25 protein-coding genes are annotated in these 21,476 nt (G+C 74.9%); 13 read left to right on the forward strand and 12 right to left on the reverse strand.

Going from position 1 to position 21,476, the window contains the following annotated elements:
• Positions 1-405, reverse strand: a 405-nt coding sequence (locus AKI01S_RS27980; protein ID WP_157420198.1) for an ACT domain-containing protein, incomplete at its 3' end; no start/stop codon positions are given.
• A gap of 145 nt (positions 406-550) precedes the next feature.
• Between AKI01S_RS27980 and AKI01S_RS27985 the strand changes: the two genes are divergently transcribed.
• The 3 genes from AKI01S_RS27985 to AKI01S_RS27995 are packed head-to-tail and all read left to right on the forward strand — an operon-like array spanning position 551 to position 3,228.
• Entirely contained in the window at positions 551-1,186 is a 636-nt protein-coding gene (locus tag AKI01S_RS27985) for a carboxymuconolactone decarboxylase family protein (RefSeq protein WP_245681811.1), read from the forward strand.
• Positions 1,167-1,787 (forward strand): GNAT family N-acetyltransferase, encoded by a 621-nt coding sequence (locus AKI01S_RS27990; protein WP_067824472.1) that lies wholly within the window; start codon positions 1,167-1,169, stop codon positions 1,785-1,787. The genes AKI01S_RS27985 and AKI01S_RS27990 overlap by 20 nt, the downstream gene beginning before the upstream one ends.
• A 34-nt stretch (positions 1,788-1,821) precedes the next feature.
• Positions 1,822-3,228 (forward strand): NAD(P)/FAD-dependent oxidoreductase, encoded by a 1,407-nt coding sequence (locus AKI01S_RS27995; protein ID WP_067824473.1) that lies wholly within the window; start codon positions 1,822-1,824, stop codon positions 3,226-3,228.
• Here AKI01S_RS27995 and AKI01S_RS28000 read toward each other — a convergent pair.
• The 5 genes from AKI01S_RS28000 to AKI01S_RS28020 all read right to left on the reverse strand — a co-directional run bounded on the left by AKI01S_RS28000 (position 3,222) and on the right by AKI01S_RS28020 (position 6,364).
• Positions 3,222-3,584, reverse strand: a complete 363-nt coding sequence (locus AKI01S_RS28000; RefSeq protein WP_067824474.1) for a DUF4180 domain-containing protein — start codon at positions 3,582-3,584, stop codon at positions 3,222-3,224. The two genes, AKI01S_RS27995 and AKI01S_RS28000, sit on opposite strands and share 7 nt — an antisense overlap.
• Entirely contained in the window at positions 3,581-4,429 is an 849-nt protein-coding gene (locus tag AKI01S_RS28005; RefSeq protein ID WP_067824481.1) for an alpha/beta fold hydrolase, read from the reverse strand. Before AKI01S_RS28005 ends, AKI01S_RS28000 begins: the two co-directional genes overlap by 4 nt.
• Positions 4,426-4,845: a helix-turn-helix domain-containing protein gene (locus AKI01S_RS28010; protein ID WP_067824483.1), complete on the reverse strand. Its 420-nt coding sequence runs from the start codon at positions 4,843-4,845 to the stop codon at positions 4,426-4,428. Before AKI01S_RS28010 ends, AKI01S_RS28005 begins: the two co-directional genes overlap by 4 nt.
• A gap of 103 nt (positions 4,846-4,948) precedes the next feature.
• Entirely contained in the window at positions 4,949-5,440 is a 492-nt protein-coding gene (locus tag AKI01S_RS28015; protein WP_067824486.1) for a DUF6624 domain-containing protein, read from the reverse strand.
• A gap of 33 nt (positions 5,441-5,473) precedes the next feature.
• Positions 5,474-6,364: a LysR family transcriptional regulator gene (locus AKI01S_RS28020; protein ID WP_067824491.1), complete on the reverse strand. Its 891-nt coding sequence runs from the start codon at positions 6,362-6,364 to the stop codon at positions 5,474-5,476.
• Positions 6,365-6,562: 198 nt separating this feature from the next.
• On the opposite strand from AKI01S_RS28020, the gene AKI01S_RS28025 reads away from it, so the two are divergent.
• Complete coding sequence (locus tag AKI01S_RS28025; protein WP_067824493.1) at positions 6,563-6,967, forward strand: hypothetical protein; 405 nt, start codon at positions 6,563-6,565, stop codon at positions 6,965-6,967.
• Between the two features lie 83 nt (positions 6,968-7,050).
• On the forward strand, positions 7,051-8,205 hold the full coding sequence (locus AKI01S_RS28030; RefSeq protein WP_218009828.1) for an MFS transporter: 1,155 nt from the start codon (positions 7,051-7,053) through the stop codon (positions 8,203-8,205).
• A gap of 24 nt (positions 8,206-8,229) precedes the next feature.
• On the opposite strand, the gene AKI01S_RS52545 is transcribed toward AKI01S_RS28030, so the two are convergent.
• A complete protein-coding gene (locus tag AKI01S_RS52545) occupies positions 8,230-9,465 on the reverse strand; it encodes an MFS transporter (protein WP_067824497.1) in 1,236 nt (411 codons plus the stop codon).
• 78 nt (positions 9,466-9,543) lie between these two features.
• On the opposite strand from AKI01S_RS52545, the gene AKI01S_RS28040 reads away from it, so the two are divergent.
• Complete coding sequence (locus AKI01S_RS28040; RefSeq protein WP_174567421.1) at positions 9,544-10,518, forward strand: ArsR/SmtB family transcription factor; 975 nt, start codon at positions 9,544-9,546, stop codon at positions 10,516-10,518.
• A gap of 26 nt (positions 10,519-10,544) precedes the next feature.
• On the opposite strand, the gene AKI01S_RS28045 is transcribed toward AKI01S_RS28040, so the two are convergent.
• The gene (locus tag AKI01S_RS28045; protein WP_067824499.1) at positions 10,545-11,333 is read right to left on the reverse strand and encodes a glycoside hydrolase family 16 protein; all 789 of its coding nucleotides are present in this window, start codon (positions 11,331-11,333) and stop codon (positions 10,545-10,547) included.
• 50 nt (positions 11,334-11,383) lie between these two features.
• Positions 11,384-12,121: an NUDIX domain-containing protein gene (locus AKI01S_RS28050; RefSeq protein WP_084000329.1), complete on the reverse strand. Its 738-nt coding sequence runs from the start codon at positions 12,119-12,121 to the stop codon at positions 11,384-11,386.
• A gap of 316 nt (positions 12,122-12,437) precedes the next feature.
• On the opposite strand from AKI01S_RS28050, the gene AKI01S_RS28055 reads away from it, so the two are divergent.
• Complete coding sequence (locus tag AKI01S_RS28055) at positions 12,438-13,187, forward strand: DeoR/GlpR family DNA-binding transcription regulator (protein ID WP_067824502.1); 750 nt, start codon at positions 12,438-12,440, stop codon at positions 13,185-13,187.
• 159 nt (positions 13,188-13,346) lie between these two features.
• Here AKI01S_RS28055 and AKI01S_RS28060 read toward each other — a convergent pair whose 3' ends face one another.
• Positions 13,347-13,958, reverse strand: coding sequence for a TetR/AcrR family transcriptional regulator (locus AKI01S_RS28060; RefSeq protein WP_067824504.1), 612 nt, complete (start codon positions 13,956-13,958; stop codon positions 13,347-13,349).
• A 98-nt stretch (positions 13,959-14,056) separates the two neighbouring features.
• Between AKI01S_RS28060 and AKI01S_RS28065 the strand changes: the two genes are divergently transcribed.
• From AKI01S_RS28065 to AKI01S_RS28075, 3 genes are read left to right on the forward strand one after another with little or no spacing between them, the layout of a single operon-like run.
• Complete coding sequence (locus AKI01S_RS28065; RefSeq protein ID WP_067824506.1) at positions 14,057-15,511, forward strand: MFS transporter; 1,455 nt, start codon at positions 14,057-14,059, stop codon at positions 15,509-15,511.
• 28 nt (positions 15,512-15,539) lie between these two features.
• Entirely contained in the window at positions 15,540-16,316 is a 777-nt protein-coding gene (locus AKI01S_RS28070; protein ID WP_067824507.1) for an alpha/beta hydrolase fold domain-containing protein, read from the forward strand.
• Entirely contained in the window at positions 16,313-16,804 is a 492-nt protein-coding gene (locus AKI01S_RS28075) for a hypothetical protein (protein WP_067824509.1), read from the forward strand. Before AKI01S_RS28070 ends, AKI01S_RS28075 begins: the two co-directional genes overlap by 4 nt.
• 7 nt (positions 16,805-16,811) lie before the next feature.
• Here AKI01S_RS28075 and AKI01S_RS28080 read toward each other — a convergent pair whose 3' ends face one another.
• The gene (locus AKI01S_RS28080) at positions 16,812-17,657 is read right to left on the reverse strand and encodes a helix-turn-helix domain-containing protein (RefSeq protein WP_067824513.1); all 846 of its coding nucleotides are present in this window, start codon (positions 17,655-17,657) and stop codon (positions 16,812-16,814) included.
• A 155-nt stretch (positions 17,658-17,812) separates the two neighbouring features.
• Here AKI01S_RS28080 and AKI01S_RS28085 point away from each other — a divergent pair, with 155 nt between their 5' ends.
• Genes AKI01S_RS28085 through AKI01S_RS28095 form a run of 3 tightly spaced genes read left to right on the forward strand, consistent with a single transcriptional unit; the run spans position 17,813 to position 20,865 of the window.
• Complete coding sequence (locus tag AKI01S_RS28085; RefSeq protein WP_067824515.1) at positions 17,813-18,910, forward strand: alkene reductase; 1,098 nt, start codon at positions 17,813-17,815, stop codon at positions 18,908-18,910.
• On the forward strand, positions 18,907-19,938 hold the full coding sequence (locus AKI01S_RS28090; RefSeq protein ID WP_067824517.1) for an NADP-dependent oxidoreductase: 1,032 nt from the start codon (positions 18,907-18,909) through the stop codon (positions 19,936-19,938). Before AKI01S_RS28085 ends, AKI01S_RS28090 begins: the two co-directional genes overlap by 4 nt.
• Positions 19,939-20,865, forward strand: a complete 927-nt coding sequence (locus AKI01S_RS28095) for a zinc-binding dehydrogenase (protein ID WP_067824519.1) — start codon at positions 19,939-19,941, stop codon at positions 20,863-20,865. It abuts the gene before it with no gap.
• Positions 20,866-20,944: 79 nt separating this feature from the next.
• On the opposite strand, the gene AKI01S_RS28100 is transcribed toward AKI01S_RS28095, so the two are convergent.
• Positions 20,945-21,343 carry a hypothetical protein gene (locus AKI01S_RS28100; RefSeq protein WP_067824522.1) on the reverse strand — a complete coding sequence of 133 codons (399 nt, stop codon included), beginning with the start codon at positions 21,341-21,343 and terminating at the stop codon, positions 20,945-20,947.
• Positions 21,344-21,476: the final 133 nt, after the last annotated feature.

Raw genomic sequence — 21,476 nt, forward strand, 5'->3', positions numbered from 1 at the left:
GACGACGAGCACGTCGGGCTCCTCGTCCCCCGCGGCGGCGGCCGTCGCCCAGCCGGCCTCGTCGGCGCGCAGCAGCTCGGCCAGCACCTCCGGCAGCGCGTGCGGCTCGGCGCGCAGCCGCGCCACCAGGGCCAGCGCCCGGGTCGGCTCGTCCACCAGCTCGTGCGGGCGGGCCGGGACGACGGCGGTGCGCGTCCCGCCCGCCTCCTCCAGGGCCGCGCGCAGCCCCTCGGGGCCGGGCCCGCCGGGCGGCGCGGCGACGATGAACTCGTCCACCACCCCCTGGGTGTCGACCTGCACCGACAGGCCGAGGATGTTGGCGCCCCGCGCCGCGAGCGCGGCCGTGAGCAGGGCGAGCCGGCCGGGACGGTCGTCGATCTCGGTGCGGATGCGCAGCAGCGGCATGGAGCGTTCCCGTCTGTGGGGGCGGGTGCGTACCCCGTCACGATGGGCGGGCGGTGTTACGCGGCGGCTACGTCCCCGTGAGGCCACGGTTTCACCTTGCCGACGAGGCTTGAGCGATCGGCCGGGGCGGCCTACCGTGCGGTGGGTGATCGACCCTCCGAACGGGGATGTGGAGCGGCTGCCGCTGCTGCCGCCCGGACTGCTGAGCGAACGCCAGCGCGAGGTCTACGACGCGCTGACCGAGGGGCCGCGCGGCGAGCGGCCGCCCGCCTTCCGGCTGACCGACGGCGCGGGGCGGCTCCAGGGGCCGTTCAACGCGATGCTCTACAGCCCCGCCGTCGGGATGCCGCTGCAGGAGCTGGGCGCGGCGCTGCGGTTCCGGACCGCCTTCACCCGCCGGGAGCGGGAGATCGCGATCCTGGTCGTCGCCGCGCACTGGCGCAGCGACTTCGAGTGGTACGCGCACGAGGGCATCGCCCGCCACGCGGGGCTGACCGACGACGAGCTGGCGGCGCTGCGCGCCGGGCGGGCCCCGCTGCTGGCCGACGCGCGCGAGCGGATCGTCCACGAGGCGGCCCGGCAGCTGGCCGCCGAGCACGACCTGTCCGACGCGGTGCACGCCGAGGCCGTCGCCACCCTCGGCCGCACCGCGTTGGTGGAGCTGGTGACCCTGGTGGGCTACTACGCGGCCCTGGCCCTGCAACTGCGGGCGTTCCGGGTGGGGGTGCCGGACGGCGAGCCGGCGCCCGAGTGGGGGGACGATGACGGGCATCCCGGGTGACGGGCGCGGCGGGACCCTGCGGACCGGGCGGCTGGTGCTGCGCCCGGTGAGCATGAGCGACCACGCGGCGCTGCTGGCCCACTGGAACGGGCCGCTGGTGCGCCGCCACCTGTTCGACGGCCGCAAGGTGTCGCCCGAGCAGGTCACCGAGATCATCGCGGCGAGCCAGCGGGACTTCGCCACCGAGGGCTACGGGCTGTGGACGGTGCGGCCCGCGGTGCGGGGCATGGCGCGGGGCATGGCGCGGGGCGTGGACCTCGGCGACGCGGACGCGGTGCCGCTGGCGGGGGTGAGCGGGCTGCGCCGCCATCTGGGCCCCGTGGGGGCCGACGTCGAGATCGTCTACAGCGTGGAACCGGCGCGCTGGGGCCAGGGCCTGGCGGCCGAGGCGGCGCGGGCGGTGCTGGGGTACGCGTTCGACGTGGTGGGCCTGCGCCGGGTCACCGCCGAGATCGACACCGGCAACCCCGCGAGCGCCCGCGTGGCCGAGCACCTGGGGATGCGGCGCTGCCCCGACGGTCCCGACGGTCCCGACGGGACGCTGCTGTACGCCGCCGACCGGCTGCGTTGGCGCGGATCCAGTCGTGTTATCGACATGTGACGACAGAATCAGTCGAACACTGCACAATAGGGGAATGGATTCAGCGCCACTCGCCCCCGGCTTCGTCAACGGTGACGTCTCGTTCTGGTACCGCGATCTCGACCGGACGCCGCCCGGCGCGCCGCTGCCCGGACCGCGCACCGCCGACGTGTGCGTGATCGGCGCGGGCTACACGGGCCTGTGGACCGCCTACTACCTCAAGCGCGCCCAGCCGGACCTGCGCGTGGTGGTGCTGGAGAAGGAGCACGCCGGGTTCGGCGCGTCCGGCCGCAACGGCGGCTGGGTCGTCGGGGAGATCGCCGGGTCGCGGGAGCGGTACGCGCGGCGGCACGGGCGCGCGGCGGCGGTGGCGTTGCAGCGGGAGATGTTCGCGACCGTGGACGAGGTGCTGCGGGTCGCGGACGCCGAGGGCGTCGACGCCGACCTGGTGAAGGGCGGCGTGCTGACCGTCGCCCGCAACGCGCCGCAGCGGGCGCGCCTGGTCGACACCGTGCGCGAGTGCCACGCGTGGGGCTGGGACGAGGACGACATCGTTCTGCTCGGGCCGGGGGAGCGCGTCGACGTCGCCGGGTCGGCGGGCGCGGCCTGGAGCCCGCACGCCGCCCGCGTCCAGCCCGCCCGGCTCGTCCGGGGACTGGCGCGGGTGGTCCGCGACCTCGGCGTGGAGATCTTCGAACGGACGCCCGTCACCGGGATCCGCCCGCGCCGGGGGAGCGACCCGGCGGCGGCCGTCACCCCCCACGGCACGGTCACCGCCGACCTCGTCCTGCGCTGCACCGAGGGCTTCACCGCCCTGGTGCGGGGGCACCACCGCGACTGGCTGCCGATGAACAGCTCCATGATCGTCACCACGCCGCTGCCGCCCGGGGCGTGGGAGCGGATCGGCTGGGAGGGCCGCGAGGTGCTGGGCGACATGGCGCACTACTACATGTACGCCCAGCGCACCGCCGACGACCGGATCGCGTTCGGCGGGCGCGGCAAGCCCTACCGGTACGGCTCGCGCGTGGACGACGCGGGACGCACCGCGCCGGAGACGGTGGCGGCGCTGTGGCGGACGCTGACCGGCATGTTCCCCGCCGCGCGCGAGGCCCGCGTCGACCACGCCTGGTCGGGCGTGCTGGGCGTGCCGCGCGACTGGTGCGCGACGGCCGTGGTGGACCACCGCACCGGCCTCGGCCACGCGGGCGGCTACACCGGGCACGGCGTCGCCGCCGCGAACCTGGCCGGGCGCACGCTGCGCGACCTGGCGCTGCGCCGCGACACCGGGCTGACGGCGCTGCCGTGGGTGGGGTGGCGGGTGCGGCGCTGGGAGCCCGAGCCGCTGCGCTGGCTGGGCGTCCAGTCGATGTACGCGCTGTACCGGGTGGCCGACGCCCGCGAGGCGGCGACGGGCAGGTCCTCGGTCCTGGCCCGCGTCGCCGACACGATCACCGGTCACTGACGGCCGAGCCGCGCCTCCAGCTCCTCCAGGTCGGCGACGAACCACAGGTGGCGGCCCCGGTTGCTCTCCCGCACGAACGCGGCGAGCGCGTCGCCGCCCTCGGGGACGTCGCCGACGACGGCCAGGCCGACGCGGTAGTTGACGAACTTCTGCGCGACCGCGCCCGCCAGCCGGGTGCGCAGGCGGAAGAAGTCGCCGGCGAGGCGCTCCACGGGGAGGGCGACCCAGTCCGCACCGAGGTGGAAGGCGTTGCCGACCAGGTCGACGGCGTCCCGCTCCCCGCGCACCGCCGGGCCGCCGGGCGCGCACACCAGCACGGACGTGCCGCCGAGGTCGGTGAGGGCGTCGTCGTTCACGCGGGCTGCCCTCCGGGGCCGAGGAAGTCGAGGACGCGGCGGGCCTGCCCGCCGATGAGGTGACCGGTGTTCTCCAGCAGCACGTGCTCGGCCCGGGGCAGGCGGCGCAGCGTGGCGCGGGAGTCGAACATCGGGTCCCGGTCGCCGACGATGACGAGGACCGGCATCGCCAGCGAGGCCAGGTCGGCGTCGGAGAACACCGGCAGCCGGTCGCGGCGCGGCCGGAAGTTCTGGTGGACGAACGCCACGTACTCCCCGATCTCGCGGTCCTGCGGCGTCGCGGGCCGGGGCCCCAGCACGAGGTCCATGGCCCTGATCCTCGCCCGCCGCCCGAACGGCAGCAGCAGCGACGCCAGCAGCACCGCGCCGAACTTCTGCCTGCCGACGCCGCCGGGGCACAGCAGGACCAGGCGCTCGACGCGCCCGGGGCGGCGGACGGCGTAGTCGAGCGCGAGCCGCCCGCCCAGGGACATGCCCGCGACGGCGGCGCGGCCGACGCCCAGCCCGTCCAGGACCTCGTCCAGCCACAGCGCGTGCTCCTCGGTGGCGAGCGGCAGCCGCACCGGCTCGCTCAGGCCCGGCTCGCCGAGCACGTCCACGGCGTGGACGCGGAACCGCCCGGCCCACACGGGCATGTCGTCGCGCCAGGTGAGGGCGTTGCCGCCGGAGCCGTGCAGCAGGACCAGCGGCGGCGCGTCCGGCGGCCCGGCCGACACCACGAACGTGCCGCCCCGCCGTGTCGGCACGTGACGGCGTTCGATGGGGACGGGCCAGGACGCCAGCAGCTCCCGGTAACGCCCCTCGACGAGGCGCCGCCCTTCGGGGGATCGGTAGACCGCGTTCACGAGGGGCCCTCCGTCAGCGCGTGGACGACCTTCAGGATCTCGGCGGTGCCCTCCAGGCCGCCCACGACGACGACCTTGAGGGCGGAGCGGGGCTCGTCGTGGACGGTCTGGACGTGCAGTCCGTGGGCGCCGGGGCCGTTCAGCAGGGCCGCGACGGTGTTGGCGACCCGGTTGGCGGCGTCCCGGCCGATCCCGTCCACCCGCACGACCGTGGACGCCTCGGCGTACGTCTCCGCCGACGGCGCGGCCGGCGCGGGAGCGCCGGTGAACTCCTCCAGGTCCTCCCGCGCGATCCGGTACTGCTTGCCGATCCGGGTCGCCCTGAGCCTCCCGTCCCGCACATATCCCCGCACGGTCCGCACGTGGAGATCCAGAAGCTCGGCCACCTGCTCGACCGAGTAGTACTGCTGCGCCATACACCCCACCCCGAGACTCTCTATCATTACCTATCCTGCCATATGAGAGGACTGATAGGTAATTTTAGGGAGTGTCAGGGCTGTCGAAGGCGGTGGCCGGGCGTCAGGAGAACTGGGCGATGTACTCCTCGAACGGCGGGATGCCGACCTCGGCGCGGCGTTCGTCCATCCTCTCCGGCTCCACGCACGGCCACGGCACGGGCCGGCCGTCGCGGACCCCGGCGATCTGGGTGCCGTAGACCTGCTCGCGGCCCTCGTTGACCAGCGTCCGGTCCCGCAGGAACGCGTACTGCGCAGCGTCGGCCTCCCCGGCGGCCACGGCCTCGCCCATGAGCACCACGGCGCGGCGCTGCACGTCGAGCTGGCGGTCGGCGTGCTGGGCGATCAGCCAGGCGGCGCGCGCCGCGTCCGCGCCGACCGCCGGGACGGTGGGCCAGCCGTGCTCGTCGAGGATCTCGGTGAGGCGGTCGGCGTGCCGCGCGGTCAGCCGCCGCCACTCCAGCTGCTCGGCGAAGTCGTCGCTGTTGGCCTTGGGGGAGGCGGCGTGGTCGGCGGCGGCCATGGCGGTCAGTTCGTCGACGAGTTCCTTGATCATTTGCCGTATTGTGCCACCGCGCGCGGCTCGGGCTCAGAGGTCGGCGGTGCCCAGGTCGCGGACCACCCCGGCCAGGGCGCGGATCCGCTCGCACCGGGCGTCGCTCCGCCAGACCAGGCCCCACCGCAGGCGGGGGGCGTCCCGGAGGGGCAGGAACGCGACGTCCGGGCGGTTGTAGTAGCGGGCGGCGTGGGCGCCCAGGTGGTGGACGACCTCCCCGGTGCTGACGGTGGTGAGGATGTCATCCATCTGCCGGGCGACCGGGCCGCGCTCGATGGGGCGCCCGCTGGGGGTCTCGAACGGGAGGAAGGCGTCCTCCCAGTAGTCGGGCAGGGGCGCCGCCGGGCCGAGGACGCCGAAGTCGCCCAGGTCCTCGACCGAGGCGGACGTGCGCGCGGCCAGCGGATGGTCGGGCGTGGCGAGCAGCACCCGGGACTCGGTGAAGACGACCGGGCCGACGGTGAGGTCGGGCTCCTCCACCGGGAGCCAGGAGACCAGGACGTCCACGTCGCCGTTGCGCAGGGGGCCGAACGGGTCGATGAACGGGTTGTGGCGGATGCGCAGCCCCCAGTCGGGGTGGCGGTCCCGGAACGCCTCCCAGTAGGGGCGCAGGTCATGGGCGTTGCCGGGCAGCATGCCGACGCGCAGCACCGCGGTCTCGCCCCGCGCCGCCAGCCTGGCCCGCCGCATGCCCTCGCGCATCTCGCGGTAGGCGGGTCGCAGGTCGGCGTACAGCCGTTCGCCGATCGGGGTGAGGCGGACGCTGCGGCTGGTGCGCTCGAACAGCCGGGCGCCGACCTCGCGCTCCTGCTTCCTGATGGCCTGGCTGACCCGCGCCGGGCTCACGTGCAGCCGGTCGGCGGTCCTGGTGAAGTGCAGCTCCTCGGCGAGCGTCAGAAAGATCTCGATGTCACGCAGCTCCATGGCGCCCCTCGATCGTGAACCACGGTGTTAACCGATGTTGCGGAGACGGCCGTTGTTCTCCCTCGTGACCGGCCGGGATGCTCGACCTGGTCGCGCCGGGACCGCGACCGAAAGGCATTTTCGGAAGGAATTGTGACATGCGCCCGCCCGGGCGGGCGCCCGTCACGGAAGAGGCCGTTCCGCGAGCGAGGAGAGCTGATGGAGCCCACCGAGATCCTGCCGATCGTGGCGATCCTGTCGCTGGTGACGGTCGAGTTCGGCGGGCACGCGCTGCTGCGTTTCGCCACCACCGGCCGGGACCGGCTTTCAACGTTCCGTGAGCGTTTCTTCCGGGCCGGTCACGCGCACGCCGGGGTGCTGCTGGTGCTGTCACTGGTCTACCTGCTGTACCTGCCCCGCGCCGGGTTCTCCGACGGCCTTGAGTGGCTGTGCGGCGGTGTCCTGCTGGTCGGGGTGCTGGCGCAGTCGGGCGGGTTCTTCCTCCACCTGGGCGTCGGCAGGGAGGGACGGCGCTCGGCGGGCACGGCGCTCATCCGCGTCGGCGCCCTGCTGCTGGCGGCCGCGCTCATCGCCCTGGCGGCCGGGCTGATCAAGGCCGCCTGACCCTCGTCACGCACACCCAGAACGACGCGAACCGGAGTCCGACCATGCATCCCTCCCCGACCGTGAGCCCGAGCCCCCCGGCCGTGAGCCGCGCCCGCGGCAACCTGGCCCTGCTCTCGCTGTTCCTGGCCACGTTCGTCCTCGGCAGCACCGAGCTGGTGATCGTCGGTGTGCTGGACCTGATCGCCGCCGACACCGGCGTGACGGTCGGCACGGCGGGCGTCCTGGTCACCGCCTACGCCCTGGGGCTGGCCGTCGGCGGGCCCGCGCTGACCGCGGCGACCATCCGCCTGGGGCGGCGGACCCTGCTGTGGGCCTCCATGCTGGCCTTCCTGCTGGCCACCCTGGCGATGGTCGTCACCGACGGCTTCGCGTTCCTGCTGGTGGCCCGGGCGGTGGCCGGATCGCTGCACGGGGTGTTCGTGGGGGCGGCCTTCGTCGCGGTCGGCTCGTTCGTTCCCCCCGAGCGCATGGGGCGGGCCATCGCGGTCATCCTCGGCGGGATCGCCGTCTCCACCGCCATGGGCGTCCCGATCGGGACGCTGGTGGGCCGCAGCCTGGGCTGGCGCGGCGCGTTCGTCGCGATCATCGCCGTGGGCGCCGTCGTCCTGGCGGGCCTGCTGCTGCTGATGCCCGCGGTCGGCACCGGCGGCGCGCAGGGGCTGCGCTCCCAGGCCCGGGCCGCGTTCGCGCCGCGCGTTCTGGTCATGCTGGCGATCGGGGTGCTGCTGCTGGGCGGGCAGTTCACCGTCTTCACCTACATCACGCCCTTCCTGCTGAAGGTGACCGGTTTGTCGGACGCCGCCGTCAGCGGCTTCCTGCTGGCCTACGGCGTGGCCACGGCCGTCGGCACCTTCGCCGGCGGCTGGGCGGCCGACCGCGACGCCTCCCGCACCCTGGTGGTGGCCAACGTCGTCCTGGTGCTGGCGCTGGGCCTGCTGTACCTGGCCGGGGCCGTCCCGGCCCTGGTGGCGGTGGCGCTGCTGGTGTGGGGCCTGGTCGGGTTCGGGCTGGTACCGGCCTTGCAGTACCGGGTGGCGACGCTCGCCGGTCCCGCGCGCGACCTGGCCGCCAGCCTGCCCGCCTCGGCCGTCAACGCCGGTATCGCGGCCGGGGCGCTGCTGGGCGGCCGGGCCCTGTCCGGCAGCGGCCTGTCGGCGGTCGTCATCGCCGGCCTGGCGATGTGCCTGGCCTGCCTGCCGCTGACCTGGCTGACGGGACGGTGGTCCGCCCGCTGACGGTCCCGCCCGCCCCGGGGCCGGTCACGCGGCCACGGGCTCGGCGGCCGGGACCGCGGGGACCGGCTCCGGGGCGGCGCGGCGGGCCAGGAGCGGAGCGAGGGCGAGGACGCCGAGGGCGGCGGTGACGCCCGCGACGGCGGCGGTCCACCACAGCGCCGCCGGGGCGACGTGGGTGTACAGGGCGGTCCCGGCGGTCATCGCGGTGAACCGGGCCAGGCCCCAGGTCCACTGGAACGCCCCCTGGTAGCGGCCCCGGGCGTGGGCGGGCGCGAGGTTCGCCACGACCGAGGCCGCGATCCCGCTCATCCCCGCCTCGCCCAGCGACCACAGCACGACCGTCGCCGCGTACTCCCCGGGGTGGTCGGCCAGGCCGGTCGCCGCGACGCCCGCCGCGATCAGCAGGCTCGTCGCCACGTACACCGGAAGCTGCGGGAACCGGGCCAGCGCACCGGTCGCGACCGGCTGGACCAGCACCACCAGCAGCGCGTTCAGCATCGCCATCGTGCCGTACACGGCGGGGGACAGGCCGTCGTCGCGGATGGCGAGGGGCAGCGCCACCTCCGTCAGCGAGTAGATGACGAGCTGCAGGCCGAGCAGGGGCAGCAGCAGCATCAGCAGCCGGTCGCGCAGCACGACGCCGTAGCCGACGCCGGTCCCGGCCGAACGGCCCGGAGCGCGGTCGGCGGGCAGCCGCCACACCACGATCGCCGCGTACAGCAGGACGGTGACGGCGTCCACGGCGAACAGCAGCCAGTAGCCGCGCTCGGCGAGGAACCCGCCCAGCACGCCCGCCATCGCCGTGCCGATGTTGACGCCCCACCCGAACAGCGCGTACGCGCTCTGGCGGCGTTCGGGGCCGACCCGGTCGGCCAGCAGCGCGTACGCGGCCGGGCTGACCATCGCGCCGGTCGCGCTGAGCAGGACCGCCGCCAGCGCCAGGGTCACCGCGTTCGGGGCGGCGAACAGCGCGCCCTGCGCCGCCGCCGTGCCGACCAGGCCGGCCAGCATCGTCGGGCGGCGTCCCAGCCGGTCGGCGAGCAGCCCGCCGAGCGCCGGGCCGAGCAGGTTGCCCGCGCCGAGCGCGCCGAGGATCCACGGCGTCTGCTCGGGCGTGACGCCGCGCGCGGCGAGGAAGAAGACCAGGAACGGGGTGACCATGTAGCCGAGCCGGTTGACGACCGTGCCGGCGAAGACGACGTAGATCTCGCGGGGAAGCCCGCCGAACTGGGCGGACACGCTGGAACGCAGGAAGGACATGGCGGAGATCGTGCCCTCCGCCCGGCCCGGGCTCCATTGATTAAGATCAGGCGAAATCCTCGGCCCCGGGAGGCGGACATGCTGGCCGAACTGGCGTTCTCGGCGAGCGACCTGGCGCAGACGCGCTTCGTGGTGTCGCCGATGTGGGAGGTCGTGGCGAGCTACCGGACCCTGGCCGCCGACACCGTCCCCGACATCCACCGGCGCTGGGCCGGCCAGGTCCGCCCACGCCTGGGCGTCGTGCCGCCGGACGGGTGGCTGGCCCGGCTGGTCCCCGCGACCGGGCACCTGGCCGACTTCCTCACCCCGCCGCCGGACGGCCCCTTCCCGACGCTCGCGGACGAGCTCGCCGCGATCCGCGCCAGCGACCGGGACGTCCTGCGGGCGGAGGTGCCCCACCTGTCCGGGCTGGACCCCGAGCGCCGCGCCCTGCTGCGCGACGACCCCGGCACCGCCCTCGGCCAGGTCGTCGCCGAGGTCGAGCGGTACTGGGAGGTCGCGCTCGGGCCGTACTGGGCGCGGATCCGGACCGTCCTGGAGGCCGACGTGTTCCACCGCGCCCGCCAGGTCGCCGAGCACGGCGCGGCCCACCTGCTCAACGACCTGCACGACGGGGTCCGCTGGGACAACGACACCCTGCGCGTCGTGCGCCGCCACTGCGTCCTGAACCGCACGGGCACGGGCGCGGGGCTGGTGCTGGCCCCGTCGGTGTTCGTGTGGTCGCGGGTGCTGACCCTCGCCTCCCCGGCCGGGCCGCCGCAGCTCGCCTACCCGGCGCGCGGCGCGGGCACCCTGTGGGAACGCCGCGCCACCGCCTCCACCGAGGCCGTCGCCGCGGTGATCGGGCGTTCCCGCACGACGCTGCTGACCGAGCTGGAGGCCCCCGCGTCGACGACGGAGCTGGCGTCCCGCACCGGCCTGTCGGCCCCGGCGGTGTCCCAGCACCTGACGGCGTTGCGCGCGGCGGGCCTGGTCAGCGCGCACCGCGCGGGCCGTTCGGTCCTGTACGCCCGCACCACCACGGCCGACGCCCTGCTCACCGCCCCCGCCTGACGGCGACCCGCCTCACCGGACCCCGGTCAGCCGCTCGGGCGCCGCCGGTAACCCCGCACGTAGTCGACGGTGAACCGCTTGGGATAGTCGCCTCCCGGCTCGAACTCGTAGATGTTCAGCATCAGCTGCATCGGATAGCGCGGCGACTGCCGCACGGTCCTGACGCGGCGGCCGTCGACGAAGAAGGCGACGTGGTCGGGCGTCCATTCGGCCGCGTAGACGTGGAATCCGGTGGCGTCGATGGGCACGGTCTCGGCCGTGAAGTCGTCGACGATCTCCGGGTCGCCGAACGGGTGGACCCCCATCCCGATCTTCGCGCCGTCGGCGCCCACGTCCCTGCCGAAGATCTCGCACACGCAGATCTCGGCCGAGCGTTCGGGCCGGTCCTCGTACCCGATCATCCACAGCGCGACCATGCACCGGGGGTCGGCGACCGCCCTGGCGCGCATCTCGACCAGCCCGTACCGCGGGGTGTACAGGCGCACGTCGGGCTGCTCCTCGCGCACGACCGCCCGTGGATGCCGCCGGTGCTGCCCGATCGCGCTGCCGACCGGCCCGGCGAACACCCCGGTCTGGAGCGAGGACACCCGCAGCCGCCCCTCCAGCTCCTCGGACCAGGGCGGCTGGTCCTCCTCGATCAGCAGGTGCAGGTGCCCTCCGGCCAGCTCGTACCGGGCCGCCGCGCTCTCGCGACCGGTCCACTGGGGAAGGTAGAAGGGCACCCACCGGCTCTCGTCGAGCCGGTCGCCCGCGAAGTCGTCCTCGAACTCCAGCTCGTAGGCTCCCCGGTCGTACCCGTAGGTCGTCCCGGCCATGGCTGCCTCCTTGGTCTCGTTCCCCGTCCCCGGCCGAGCGGGGCCGCCGGTCACCTGGCGAAGGGACCGTCGAGCGCGGCCCACTGCAACAGCATGACCGTTTTGGCGTCCTGGATGTCACCGCTGCGGACCAGGTCCAGGGCCCGGGCGAACGGCAGCTCGACCACCTCGATGTCCTCCCCCTCGGCGGCCACTCCGCCGCCGGCGGCGGTCCGGGTGGCCCGGCTGTAGGGAGCGGCGTAGAAATGCAGCCGTTCGGTGACCGAGCCGGGGCTCATGTAGATCTGGAAGACCGGTTCGAGCCCGCCGATGGCGTGGCCGGTCTCCTCGGCCGCCTCACGCCGGATGGCGGACTCGGGGTCGTCGCCGTCCAGCAGACCGGCGGCGGTCTCCAGCAGCATTCCGTCGGGGTGCCCGTTGACGTAGGCGGGGAGGCGGAACTGGCGGGTCAGCAGGACGGTGCCGCGCCGGCGGTCGTACAGCAGGACGGTGGCGCCGTTGCCCCGGTCGTAGGTCTCCCGGCGCTGGGTGGTCCAGCGGCCGTCGGCGCGCTGGTAGTCGAAGGTGGTGGCGCGCAGCACGTACCAGTCGCACGACAGCACCCGCACCTCCCGCACCCGTACCCGCGGGTTGCCGGTGAGGTCCCTGCCCGCCCGGTCCAGGCCGGTGCGGCCGCGGGTGTCGGGCTCGTCGATTCCCGGGGTCGTCGCGGCCCCACCGGCCGTCCCGGCGGATGTGCCGCCTTCCGGGTGGGGTCGGTCCGGTTCGGCGGAGGTATGCGCGTTCATGCCGGGCTCCTTCGTCGCTGTCGTCGTCCGAGCCGTGATCGCCGGTCGTACGGCACCGCCGCTCACTCGCCGATCATCGGGATGTGTCCGCTGCGGAAGATCGACGGTAGGGGCCCGCGATCAGGATCATCATGACCCCGGACTGTATCGTGCATCAACCGGCGACAACAAGTAGAAACGTGCAGCCGAGGCCATGGCGTGGGCTGTGGAGGCCGCCACCTGGTGCTGCGGCCTTCATGGTGCGATCCGCCCGCCTCAGGGCATCCGCCGGTGCGCTACCGTGTGCATGAGTCGGCACAAGCAAGGGAGATCGTGCATGCTGGCGGCGCAGCGTCGTGACCTGCTCCTGGAGCGTCTGCACCGGGACGGACGGATCATCGCGAAGGACCTGGCGGCCGAGCTGGGCATCTCCGAGGACAGCATCCGCCGGGATCTGCGCGACCTGGCGGCGGCGGGCCTGTGCCAGCGCGTCTACGGTGGCGCGCTGCCCGCGTCCCCCGCGATCGCCGACTACGCCGCGCGCGAGAGCGTGGAGGTCCCGGGCAAGCGCCGGGTGGCGGCCGCGGCCGCCGCGCTGGTCGAACCGGGCAGCACGGTGATCCTGGACGGCGGGACCACCGCCCACGCGGTCGTCCAGGCGTTGCCGCCGGACCTGCGCGCCACCGTGGTGACGCACAGCCCGACCGTGGCCGGCGCGCTGGCCGACCACCGTGACGTGGAGGTCTACCTGATCGGAGGGCGGCTGTTCAAGCACTCGATGGTCGCCTGCGGGGCGGCCGCCGTGGAGGCCGCCCGCGGCCTGCGCGCCGACCTGTTCCTGCTCGGGGTGACCGGCGTGCACCCCGAGGTGGGGCTGACCACCGGCGACGCCGACGAGGCCGCGATGAAACGCGCGCTGGCGCGCCAGGCCGCCGACACCTACGTGCTGGCCAGCTCGGAGAAGATCGGCACCGCGTCCCGGTTCACCGTCCTGCCGCTGGCCGAGGTCGCCGGGGTGATCACCGACGCCGGCGCCGACGACCCCACCGTCCGGGCGCTGGACGCGCCGGTGATCCACGCTCCCTGAGGCGTCCGCGACCTCCTCGGTCGCCGGTCTTCCCGACGACCTGCGCGACGGGGTCCGCGCTGCTGGAACGCCGCGCCACCGCCTCCGCCAAGGCCGTCGCCGCGGTGACCGGACGGTCCGCCATGCCGCGGCGTTCGCCGCGCGGAAGCGGCGGGGCGGTCAGCGGACGTAGGCGCCCGCTCCGGCCGCGTGGGCGGTGGTGCGGGCGACCTGGTCGGCGACGGCGGTGTCCAGGGGGTCGCCGCTGACCAGGAAGCGGTAGTACAGCGGGGCCGAGACCGCGCGGATCACCTCGGCGGCGTCGGTGCCGTGGGGGGCCTCGCCGCGCTGGACCGCCTGGTCCACGCAGGGCGCCCACTCGGCGATCCGGGTGGCGTAGAAGCGGTGCAGGGCCTGGGCGGTGCGCTCGTCGGTGGTCGCCGCGCAGATCACCGCCTTGAACAGCACGCCCTGGCGCGGGTCGGTGAGGGTGTCCACCACCAGGCGGGCGTTGGCGCGCAGGTCGCCGTCCAGCGAGCCGGTCTCGGTGCGGCGGACCGACTGCTCGGCCATGTCGGCCAGCAGGTCGGCGACCAGGCCCTGCGGGGTGCCCCACCGGCGGTAGACGGTCGTCTTGCCCACCTCGGCGCGGCGCGCGATCTCGGCCAGGTCCACCCCGGCGAAACCGCACTCGATCAGCGCGTCCTCGGCCGCGCGCAGCACGGCGGCGCGGATCCGGGCGGTGCGGCCACCGGGGCGGACGGTGCCAGGAGCGGACGCTGCATCCGTCATAACGGGACTCCAGTTTCATTTAGGCCGGGTCTTCTGCTAGGCTCCCCATCATCTTAACGGAACCACAGAACCGTTAACGTCATCGAAGGGGCAGAACCATGGCCGCATCCACCACAGCCGTGCCGCCGGTCGCCGCGTCCGGGTCCAGGACCCGGATGACCGGCCGGGAACGGCTGCTGCTCACCCTGCTGCTCGGCGCCCAGTTCATGGTCGCCGTGGACTTCTCGATCCTGAACGTCGCGCTGCCCGAGGTCGGCGCCGGGCTGGGCTTCTCGCTGGCGAACCTGCAGTGGATCGCCACCTCCTTCGCCCTGGCCGCCGCCGGCTTCACCCTGCTGTTCGGCCGCGTCGCCGACCTGGTGGGCCGCAAGCGGCTGTTCGTCGGCGGCATGGCCGTGCTCGGCCTGTCCTCGCTGCTGGGCGGGCTGGCCACCGACCCGGCGGTGCTGCTGACCGCCCGCGTGCTCCAGGGGCTGGCCACCGCGGCGATCACCCCGGCCGGGCTGGCGCTGCTGACCACCGCGTTCCGCGAGGGGCCGCTGCGCGAACGGGCGCTCGGCCTCAACGGCGCGCTGATGTCGGCCGGGTTCACCGCCGGGGCGATCCTGGGCGGCCTGCTGACCAGCCTGCTGTCGTGGCGCTGGGCGTTCCTGGTCAACGTCCCGGTGGCCGCCCTGGTCGTCGCGCTCGCCCCCCGCGTGATCACCGATGACCGGTCGGGCGACCGGCCCCGCCTCGACGTGCCCGGCGCCACGACCGTCACCGCCGGTCTGCTGCTGCTGGTGTTCGGCCTCACCCAGGCGGGCGAGCACGGCTGGACCGCCCCCGCCACCCTGGTCGCCCTCGCCGCCGGGGCCGCGCTGACCGTGGCGTTCTGGTTCGTCGAGAAGCGCGCCGCCGCGCCGCTGATCCCCGTCGCGCTGCTGCGCCGCCGCAACGTGATCTGGGGCAACGCCGCCGGGCTGGTCGCCTTCGTCACCGAGACCTCGCTGGTCTTCCTGCTCACCCTCTACCTGCAGAAGGTGCTGGGCTACTCGCCGCTGGCGACCGGGCTGGCGTTCGGGGTGCTGGGCCTCGGCACCGTGCTGGGCGGCACCCTGGGCGGCCGCGTCGTCGGCCTCTTCGGCACCCGCGCCACCATCCTCGGCGGCGGCCTGGTGCAGGCCGCCGCGACGGTGCCCCTGGTCGCGCTCGGCGCCGACCAGGCGTGGCTGTGGCTGCTGCTGGCCGCCACCTTCGTCGGCGGCGTCGGCAACATGCTGGTGATCGTCGCCTTCATGGTCAGCGCCACCTCCGGGCTGCCGGACGCCGACCAGGGCCGGGCCACCGGGATCGCCACCATGACCCAGCAGGTCGGCATCACCATGGGCACCCCGATCATGAGCGCGATCGCCACCGCCGCCATGGCCGGAGCCGTCGGCGCGGACGCGGTCCTGTCGGGGGTGCGGACCGCCATCGGTGTCAACGCCGCCCTGGTCGTGGCCGGGTCCCTGCTGGCGGCGGCGTTCCTCGGACGCTCCCGGACCTCCGGCTCCGCGCCTGAGAACGCCTGACCACCCGCGTCGAAAGGTCACACCCACCATGTCCGCCACGCGCACCACACCGGCCCGGCTCACCTGGCACCAGGCTGCCGTCCCCGGGACCGACGGGACCGTTCCCGCCCGGGTCTACCGGCCCGCCGCCCCCCGGCGGTGGCTGGTGTGGGCGCACGGCGGCAGCTGGCGCACCGGCTCGGCCGCCGCCTGGCACGGCCCCGTCGCCGACCTGGCACTGGCCGCCGACGCCGTCGTCGTCAGCCTGGACTACCGGCTCGCCCCCGCCCACCGCCACCCGGCCGCCCTGCTGGACGTGCTGGCGGCCGTGGACTGGGCGCGGGCCCGGACCCCCCTGCCGGTGGCCGTCGGCGGCGACAGCGCCGGAGCGACCCTGGCCGCGACCGCCGCGCTGGTGGCGCGCGACCGGGGCGTCCGGCTCGCCGCCCAGGTCCTGGCCTATCCGCCCATCGACCCGGCCTGCCGCGCCGCCTCCTACCGCCGCGAGCCCGCCGCGTTCCCCACCCCGGCCGTGCTGCGCGCCGCCTGGGCCGACCACCGCGGCCCCGGCGGATGGCCCGGACGGCTCTACAGCACCCCGCTGGAGGCCGCCGACCTGCGCGGCGCGCCCCCGGCCGCGATCGCCGTCGGCGACGCCGACCCCGTCGCCGACGACACCCGCGCCCACGCCGACCGGCTGCGGCGCGACGGCGTCGCGGTCCGGCTGGCGGAGCTGCCCGGCCTCGGCCACGGCGCGTTCCTGACCAGCCCCCTCTTCCGGCGCCGCCTCGCCGCCGCCTACACCGAACTGGAGGACCCCCGATGAGCACCGTTCACGACGCGCTCCTGCGCCACTTCGCCGACCTGCGCGACGGCACCCACGGCGACCACGCCCGCAGCCGCGCCGACAAGGAGGCGCTGTTCCACCGGGCGGTCGCGCTGCTGGACCCGCACGCCCGCCGCGCGCTGGCCGAGGCCGACGCCGAACTGCTGCTGGGCGAGGGCCGGACCGAGGCCACCGGCGTCCGGCGGGACCCCGACGGCGGCCTGCACGCCCGCTGGACGCTGTCCTGGCCCCGGCAGCGGCGCGCGGGGATCCCGCCGATCACCCTGCACGCCTTCTACGGCGCGGGGTTCCACCACCCGCACCTGCGCGGCGGCACCGTCGGCGACTGGCCGCTGAACGTCTTCACCCCCGACCAGGCCGCCGCCGAACTGCCCACGCTGCGCGCCATCGCCGCCGCCGACGCCCACAACCTCGTCTTCCGCCGCGACTACCGGATCATCCCCGCCAGCGCCCCGCAGGCCCGGTGACGGGACCTCAGGAGGCCGGGCGCCGGAGGGTGGCGGCCAGGCGGCGAAGGGCGGCCTGGGACGGGGAGCCGGAACGGGCCGGCCACATGTCGATCCCGCTGACGTCGGGATCGGCGGGGAAGTGGAGGCGCTCGATGCGGAGTTCGAGGGGGCCGACCAGAGGGTGGTGGATCCGCATCTCCCCGCTGCTCCACTCCCGCACCTCGTGCTCCTGCCAGAGGTCCTCGAACTCCCGGCTCTGGACGCGCATCACCGCGAGGTGCCCGCGCAGCCGCTCGTCCCCGGGGCGCCGGACCGCGGCCGTGCGGAGGAAGGCGACGTTGTTGCGGGCGTGCTCCTCCCAGGTGTCGCCCAGCACCCGGCGGGCGTCCTCGTCGAAGAACACCCAGTGGGACATGGTGCGCCGTTCCGGGGGCAGCTTCTCGATGCCCCCGACCAGTGCGGAGATCAGGGGGTTCCAGGCCAGCAGCTCGGTGCGGTGGCCGGTCACCACGGCGGGGACGATCTCCAGGGAGTCCAGCAGGTCGCGTACGCCCTCCCGGACGGCCGGGGGCCCGGCGGCCCCGCCCGGCCGAACGGGGCGGACCAGGTGGTGCAGGTGGGCGCGCTCGTCGCCGGTGAGGCGGAGCGCGTCGGCGATCGCGTCCAGGGTCTGGGCCGACACGTGCTGGCGCTGGCCCTGCTCCAGGCGGGTGTAGTGGGTGATGCTGATCCCCGCCAGCTGCGCCAGCTCCTCCCGGCGCAGCCCCGGCACCCGGCGCCGCTCACCGTAGCGGACCAGCCCGACGTCCTCCGGGCGCAGCCGGGCCCGGCGCGACTTCAGGAACTGGCTCAGTTCGGCACGCACATCCATCCGGCGAGCCTATGGGGGAGGACCGCGCACGGCGGAGCCCGCCCGCCCTGCCGCTGACTGGTCAACGACTGGCTAGCCAGAACCGGCGTCTGGGTAGCGGCGCCGCCGGACAGCAGGCTGGGCGCGTACCCCTTCAACGAGGAACGGACGCATCCGTGAACGACTTCTTCGAACCGCTGACCCTGGGCAAGCTGGAGCTGCCCAACCGGCTGGTGATGGCCCCGATGACGCGCAGCCGGGCGTACGGCGGGCTGGTGGACCGATCCACCGCGGCGTACTACGCGCAGCGCGCCTCCGCCGGGCTGATCATCACCGAGGCCGTCCAGGTCAGCGAGATCGGCCAGGGCTACATCCAGACGCCCGGGCTGCACACCGCCCGGCAGGTCGAGGCGTGGCGGGCGGTGACCGACGCGGTCCACGCCGCCGGGGGCCGGATCGTCGCGCAGCTTGTGCACTGCGGCCGGATAGGCCACCCGAGCCTGTACGGCGACCGCGCCCTGCCGCTGGCCCCCTCGCCGATCCCGTCCGGCGAGCGGCTGTTCACCCCCGACGGCCTGCTGGAGCACCCGGTGCCGAAGGAGATGACCGCCGCCGACATCGCCGCCACGATCGACGACTTCGTCACCGCCGCCCGGAACGCGGTCGAGGCCGGCTTCGACGGGGTGGAGCTGCACGCCGCCAACGGGTTCCTGCTGCACCAGTTCCTGGCCGACTCCACCAACCGCCGCACCGACGGCTACGGCGGCTCGGTCGCGGGACGGGTCCGGCTGACCGTGGAGGTGGCGGAGGCCGTGAGCCGGGCCGTCGGCCCCGAGCGGGTCGGCCTGCGGATCTCCCCGGGGATCACCTTCAACGGCATGGCCGAGGGCGACACCGACGGGCTGTACCGCGCGCTCGTCCGCGCGCTGGCGCCGACGCGCCTGGCGTACCTGCACGTCTTCGAGATCCTCACCCGGGACGTGACCCGGATGATCCGCCAGGAGTGGCCGGGCGGGCTGGTGCTGTGCCCGCACCCCACCGCCGAGTCGTTCCCCGCGACGCCCGAGACCGGCCGGGCGGCGCTGGCCGAGGGGGTCGCGGACGCGGTCGCGCTCGGCACCATGTGGCTGGCCAACCCCGACCTGGACGCCCGGATCCGGGCGGGCGGGCCCTACAACGAGCCCGACCCCGACACCTTCTACGGCGGCGACCACCGCGGCTACACCGACTACGCGACGCTGGACGACCCGCGGCCGACCGAGGTCCGGCCGTGACCGCGCGGGCCCCTGCCCGGCTCGGCCGGGAGGTCCATCTCCGCGCGCGTCCCCACGGCGAACCGCGCCTGGACCAGTTCGCCCTGGTCGAGCGGGAGGTCCCCGAACCCGGCGAGGGACAGATCCTCGTGCGCAACACCTGGATGTCGGTCGACCCCTACATGCGCGGCCGCATGAACGACGCCCCCTCCTACATCCCGCCCTTCGCGCTCGGCGCCGCGATGGACGGCGGCGCGGTCGGGGAGGTGGTCGTCTCCCGGGACGAGGCGCTGCCGCCCGGCACGACCGTCTCGCACTTCCGCGGCTGGCGCGACTACGCCGTGCTCGACGCGTCCGAGGCCACCGTCGTGGACACCGGGCTGGCGCCGCCGTCCGCGTACCTGGGCCCGCTGGGCACCACGGGGCTGACCGCCTACGCCGCGCTGACCCGGGTGGCCCCGGTGCGGCACGGCGACACCGTCTACGTCTCGGCGGCGGCGGGCGCGGTCGGCAGCGTGGCCGGGCAGCTCGCCCGCCGGTACGGGGCGGTCAAGGTGATCGGCTCGGCGCGGGGCCCGGAGAAGGCCGCCCGGCTGGTGGAGGACTTCGGGTTCGACGTCGCCCTCGACCGCGACGCCGGGCCGATCGCCGGGCAGCTGGCCCGGGCGGCGCCCGAGGGCATCGACGTCTATCTGGACAACGTCGGCGGCGACCATCTGGAGGCCGCCATCGCCTCGGCCCGGACCGGGGCGCGGTTCGCCCTGGTGGGCGCCGTCTCGCAGTACAACGCGACCGGGCCGGTCCCCGGACCCCGCAACCTCTACGCCGCCTACGGCAAGGAGCTGACGCTGCGCGGGCTGCTGGTCGACTCCTACCTCCCGTTGCTTCCCGAGTGGACCGAACGGGCGGCGGCCTGGCTCGCCGACGGCTCGCTGCGCACCGCCCAGACCGTGGTGGAGGGGCTGTCCCAGGCCCCGGCCGCGCTCCTCGGCGTGCTCCGCGGCGCCAACATCGGCAAGATGCTCGTCCACCTCCAGGAGGGACCGTAGATGAGAGCCCTGATCCACGACGCCGCCGCCCCGCTTCGGCTCCGCCTCGGCACCGCGCCCGACCCGCGGCCGGGCCCCTCCCAGGCGCTGGTCCGGGTCGCCGCCGTCTCCCTGAACTTCGGCGAGATCGCCTTCCGCCCGGCGGACGCGCCGCCGGGGTTCGTCTCCGGCTGGGACGCGGCCGGGCACGTCGTCCGGGCCGCCGCCGACGGGTCCGGCCCGCCGGTGGGCACGCGCGTGGTGACCTTCGGCTGGAGCGGCGCGTGGGCCGAGCTGCGCGCCGCCGACACCGCCGACCTGGCCGTGGTCCTGGACGGGGTGGACCTCGGCGCCGCGAGCGCGCTGCCGGTCGCCGGGGTGACCGCCCTGCAGGCCCTGCGCCGGCTGGGCTCGGTGATCGGCCGGCGGGTGCTGGTCACCGGCGCCTCCGGGGGCGTCGGGCGCTTCGCCGTGCAACTGGCCGCCCTGGCGGGCGCCCACGTGGTGGCCTCGGTCGGCGACCCCGCCCGCGCGGTGGGACTGGCGGACCTGGGCGCGGCCGAGGTGACCGTGGGCGTCGAGGGGCTGTCCGCGCCGGTGTACGGCGTGCTCGACAACGTCGGCGGCGACCTGCTGGCCGAGGCGTTCATGCGGCTGGAGGACGACGGGGTGGTCCAGGCGATCGGGATGGCGTCCCGGCGCCCGACGCTCATCGACTTCGAGACCGCCCGCACCCGGACCGCGCGGGGGCGGATCGAGAACTTCAACGTCGCCGGGCCCTTCGGCCCCGACCTGGACTACCTGGTCGGGCTGCTGCGCGCGGGCCGTCTCGACCCGCAGGTCGGCTGGCGCGGCCCCTGGGAGGAGGTGTCGGAGGCGGCCGAGGCCCTCCTCGCCCGGCGCGTCCCCGGCAAGGTCGTGCTCGACCTGCCCGAACACCGCGCCTGACGCACGCCGCGATGCCGGAAGGGCTCCGAGGCGATGCGCCTCGGAGCCCCCCAGGGTTCTGACGTCGTGACCGGTCAGGTCAGCACGCCCTCATACCGGCCGGCGGGTCGGTGGTGGTGTAGAGGTGCACGGCCGGGATGTAACCCCACCTCTTGGTGACGTCGCCGTTGGTGTAGTACCAGACGTCGTTGCCTCCGTGGTGCCATTCCCCGCGCCTGTAGCAGGCGAAGACGCTGGGACTGGTCTTGAGGGTGTCGACGACCCGGCTGGTGCTGTTGGGGTGCTCGAACAGGTTGGCGTCGCGTTTGTTCTCGCAGAACAGCTTGCCGTCGGGACGGACGTGACAGGTACGGGCCGCCTTGTCGGCCGTGTCCGCCGGGGCCGCCGCCAGAGCGCCACCCGTGGTGACGCCCAGGCAGGCACCGGCGGCCAGGCCGACGACGCCCGCCTTGAGGGCCGTTCGCTTACTGAAAGGCATGGTGTTCCCTTCTCGACGTGGCGCTCGTTCGACCGCCACTCGTAACCGAGCGTAGAAATCACCGTCCGCACATACATCGTCACGCAGAATGAGAATTTTCCGTACTTCAGGTGGAGTTGATCACGTAGCGTCA

The organism is Actinomadura kijaniata NBRC 14229, from assembly GCF_001552175.1.
Taxonomy (GTDB): Bacteria; Actinomycetota; Actinomycetes; order Streptosporangiales; family Streptosporangiaceae; genus Spirillospora; species Spirillospora kijaniata.

What these genes read in the sequence shown, in the direction of transcription:
- AKI01S_RS27990 (WP_067824472.1), top strand. Translation starts at nt 1,167, where the DNA reads ATGACGGGCATCCCGGGTGACGGGCGCGGCGGGACCCTGCGGACCGGG.
- AKI01S_RS27995 (WP_067824473.1), top strand. Translation starts at nt 1,822, where the DNA reads ATGGATTCAGCGCCACTCGCCCCCGGCTTCGTCAACGGTGACGTCTCG.
- AKI01S_RS28010 (WP_067824483.1), bottom strand. Translation starts at nt 4,845, where the DNA reads ATGGCGCAGCAGTACTACTCGGTCGAGCAGGTGGCCGAGCTTCTGGAT.
- AKI01S_RS28015 (WP_067824486.1), bottom strand. Translation starts at nt 5,440, where the DNA reads ATGATCAAGGAACTCGTCGACGAACTGACCGCCATGGCCGCCGCCGAC.
- AKI01S_RS28020 (WP_067824491.1), bottom strand. Translation starts at nt 6,364, where the DNA reads ATGGAGCTGCGTGACATCGAGATCTTTCTGACGCTCGCCGAGGAGCTG.
- AKI01S_RS28025 (WP_067824493.1), top strand. Translation starts at nt 6,563, where the DNA reads ATGGAGCCCACCGAGATCCTGCCGATCGTGGCGATCCTGTCGCTGGTG.
- AKI01S_RS52545 (WP_067824497.1), bottom strand. Translation starts at nt 9,465, where the DNA reads ATGTCCTTCCTGCGTTCCAGCGTGTCCGCCCAGTTCGGCGGGCTTCCC.
- AKI01S_RS28040 (WP_174567421.1), top strand. Translation starts at nt 9,544, where the DNA reads ATGCTGGCCGAACTGGCGTTCTCGGCGAGCGACCTGGCGCAGACGCGC.
- AKI01S_RS28045 (WP_067824499.1), bottom strand. Translation starts at nt 11,333, where the DNA reads ATGGCCGGGACGACCTACGGGTACGACCGGGGAGCCTACGAGCTGGAG.
- AKI01S_RS28050 (WP_084000329.1), bottom strand. Translation starts at nt 12,121, where the DNA reads ATGAACGCGCATACCTCCGCCGAACCGGACCGACCCCACCCGGAAGGC.
- AKI01S_RS28055 (WP_067824502.1), top strand. Translation starts at nt 12,438, where the DNA reads ATGCTGGCGGCGCAGCGTCGTGACCTGCTCCTGGAGCGTCTGCACCGG.
- AKI01S_RS28060 (WP_067824504.1), bottom strand. Translation starts at nt 13,958, where the DNA reads ATGACGGATGCAGCGTCCGCTCCTGGCACCGTCCGCCCCGGTGGCCGC.
- AKI01S_RS28065 (WP_067824506.1), top strand. Translation starts at nt 14,057, where the DNA reads ATGGCCGCATCCACCACAGCCGTGCCGCCGGTCGCCGCGTCCGGGTCC.
- AKI01S_RS28070 (WP_067824507.1), top strand. Translation starts at nt 15,540, where the DNA reads ATGTCCGCCACGCGCACCACACCGGCCCGGCTCACCTGGCACCAGGCT.
- AKI01S_RS28075 (WP_067824509.1), top strand. Translation starts at nt 16,313, where the DNA reads ATGAGCACCGTTCACGACGCGCTCCTGCGCCACTTCGCCGACCTGCGC.
- AKI01S_RS28080 (WP_067824513.1), bottom strand. Translation starts at nt 17,657, where the DNA reads ATGGATGTGCGTGCCGAACTGAGCCAGTTCCTGAAGTCGCGCCGGGCC.
- AKI01S_RS28095 (WP_067824519.1), top strand. Translation starts at nt 19,939, where the DNA reads ATGAGAGCCCTGATCCACGACGCCGCCGCCCCGCTTCGGCTCCGCCTC.
- AKI01S_RS28100 (WP_067824522.1), bottom strand. Translation starts at nt 21,343, where the DNA reads ATGCCTTTCAGTAAGCGAACGGCCCTCAAGGCGGGCGTCGTCGGCCTG.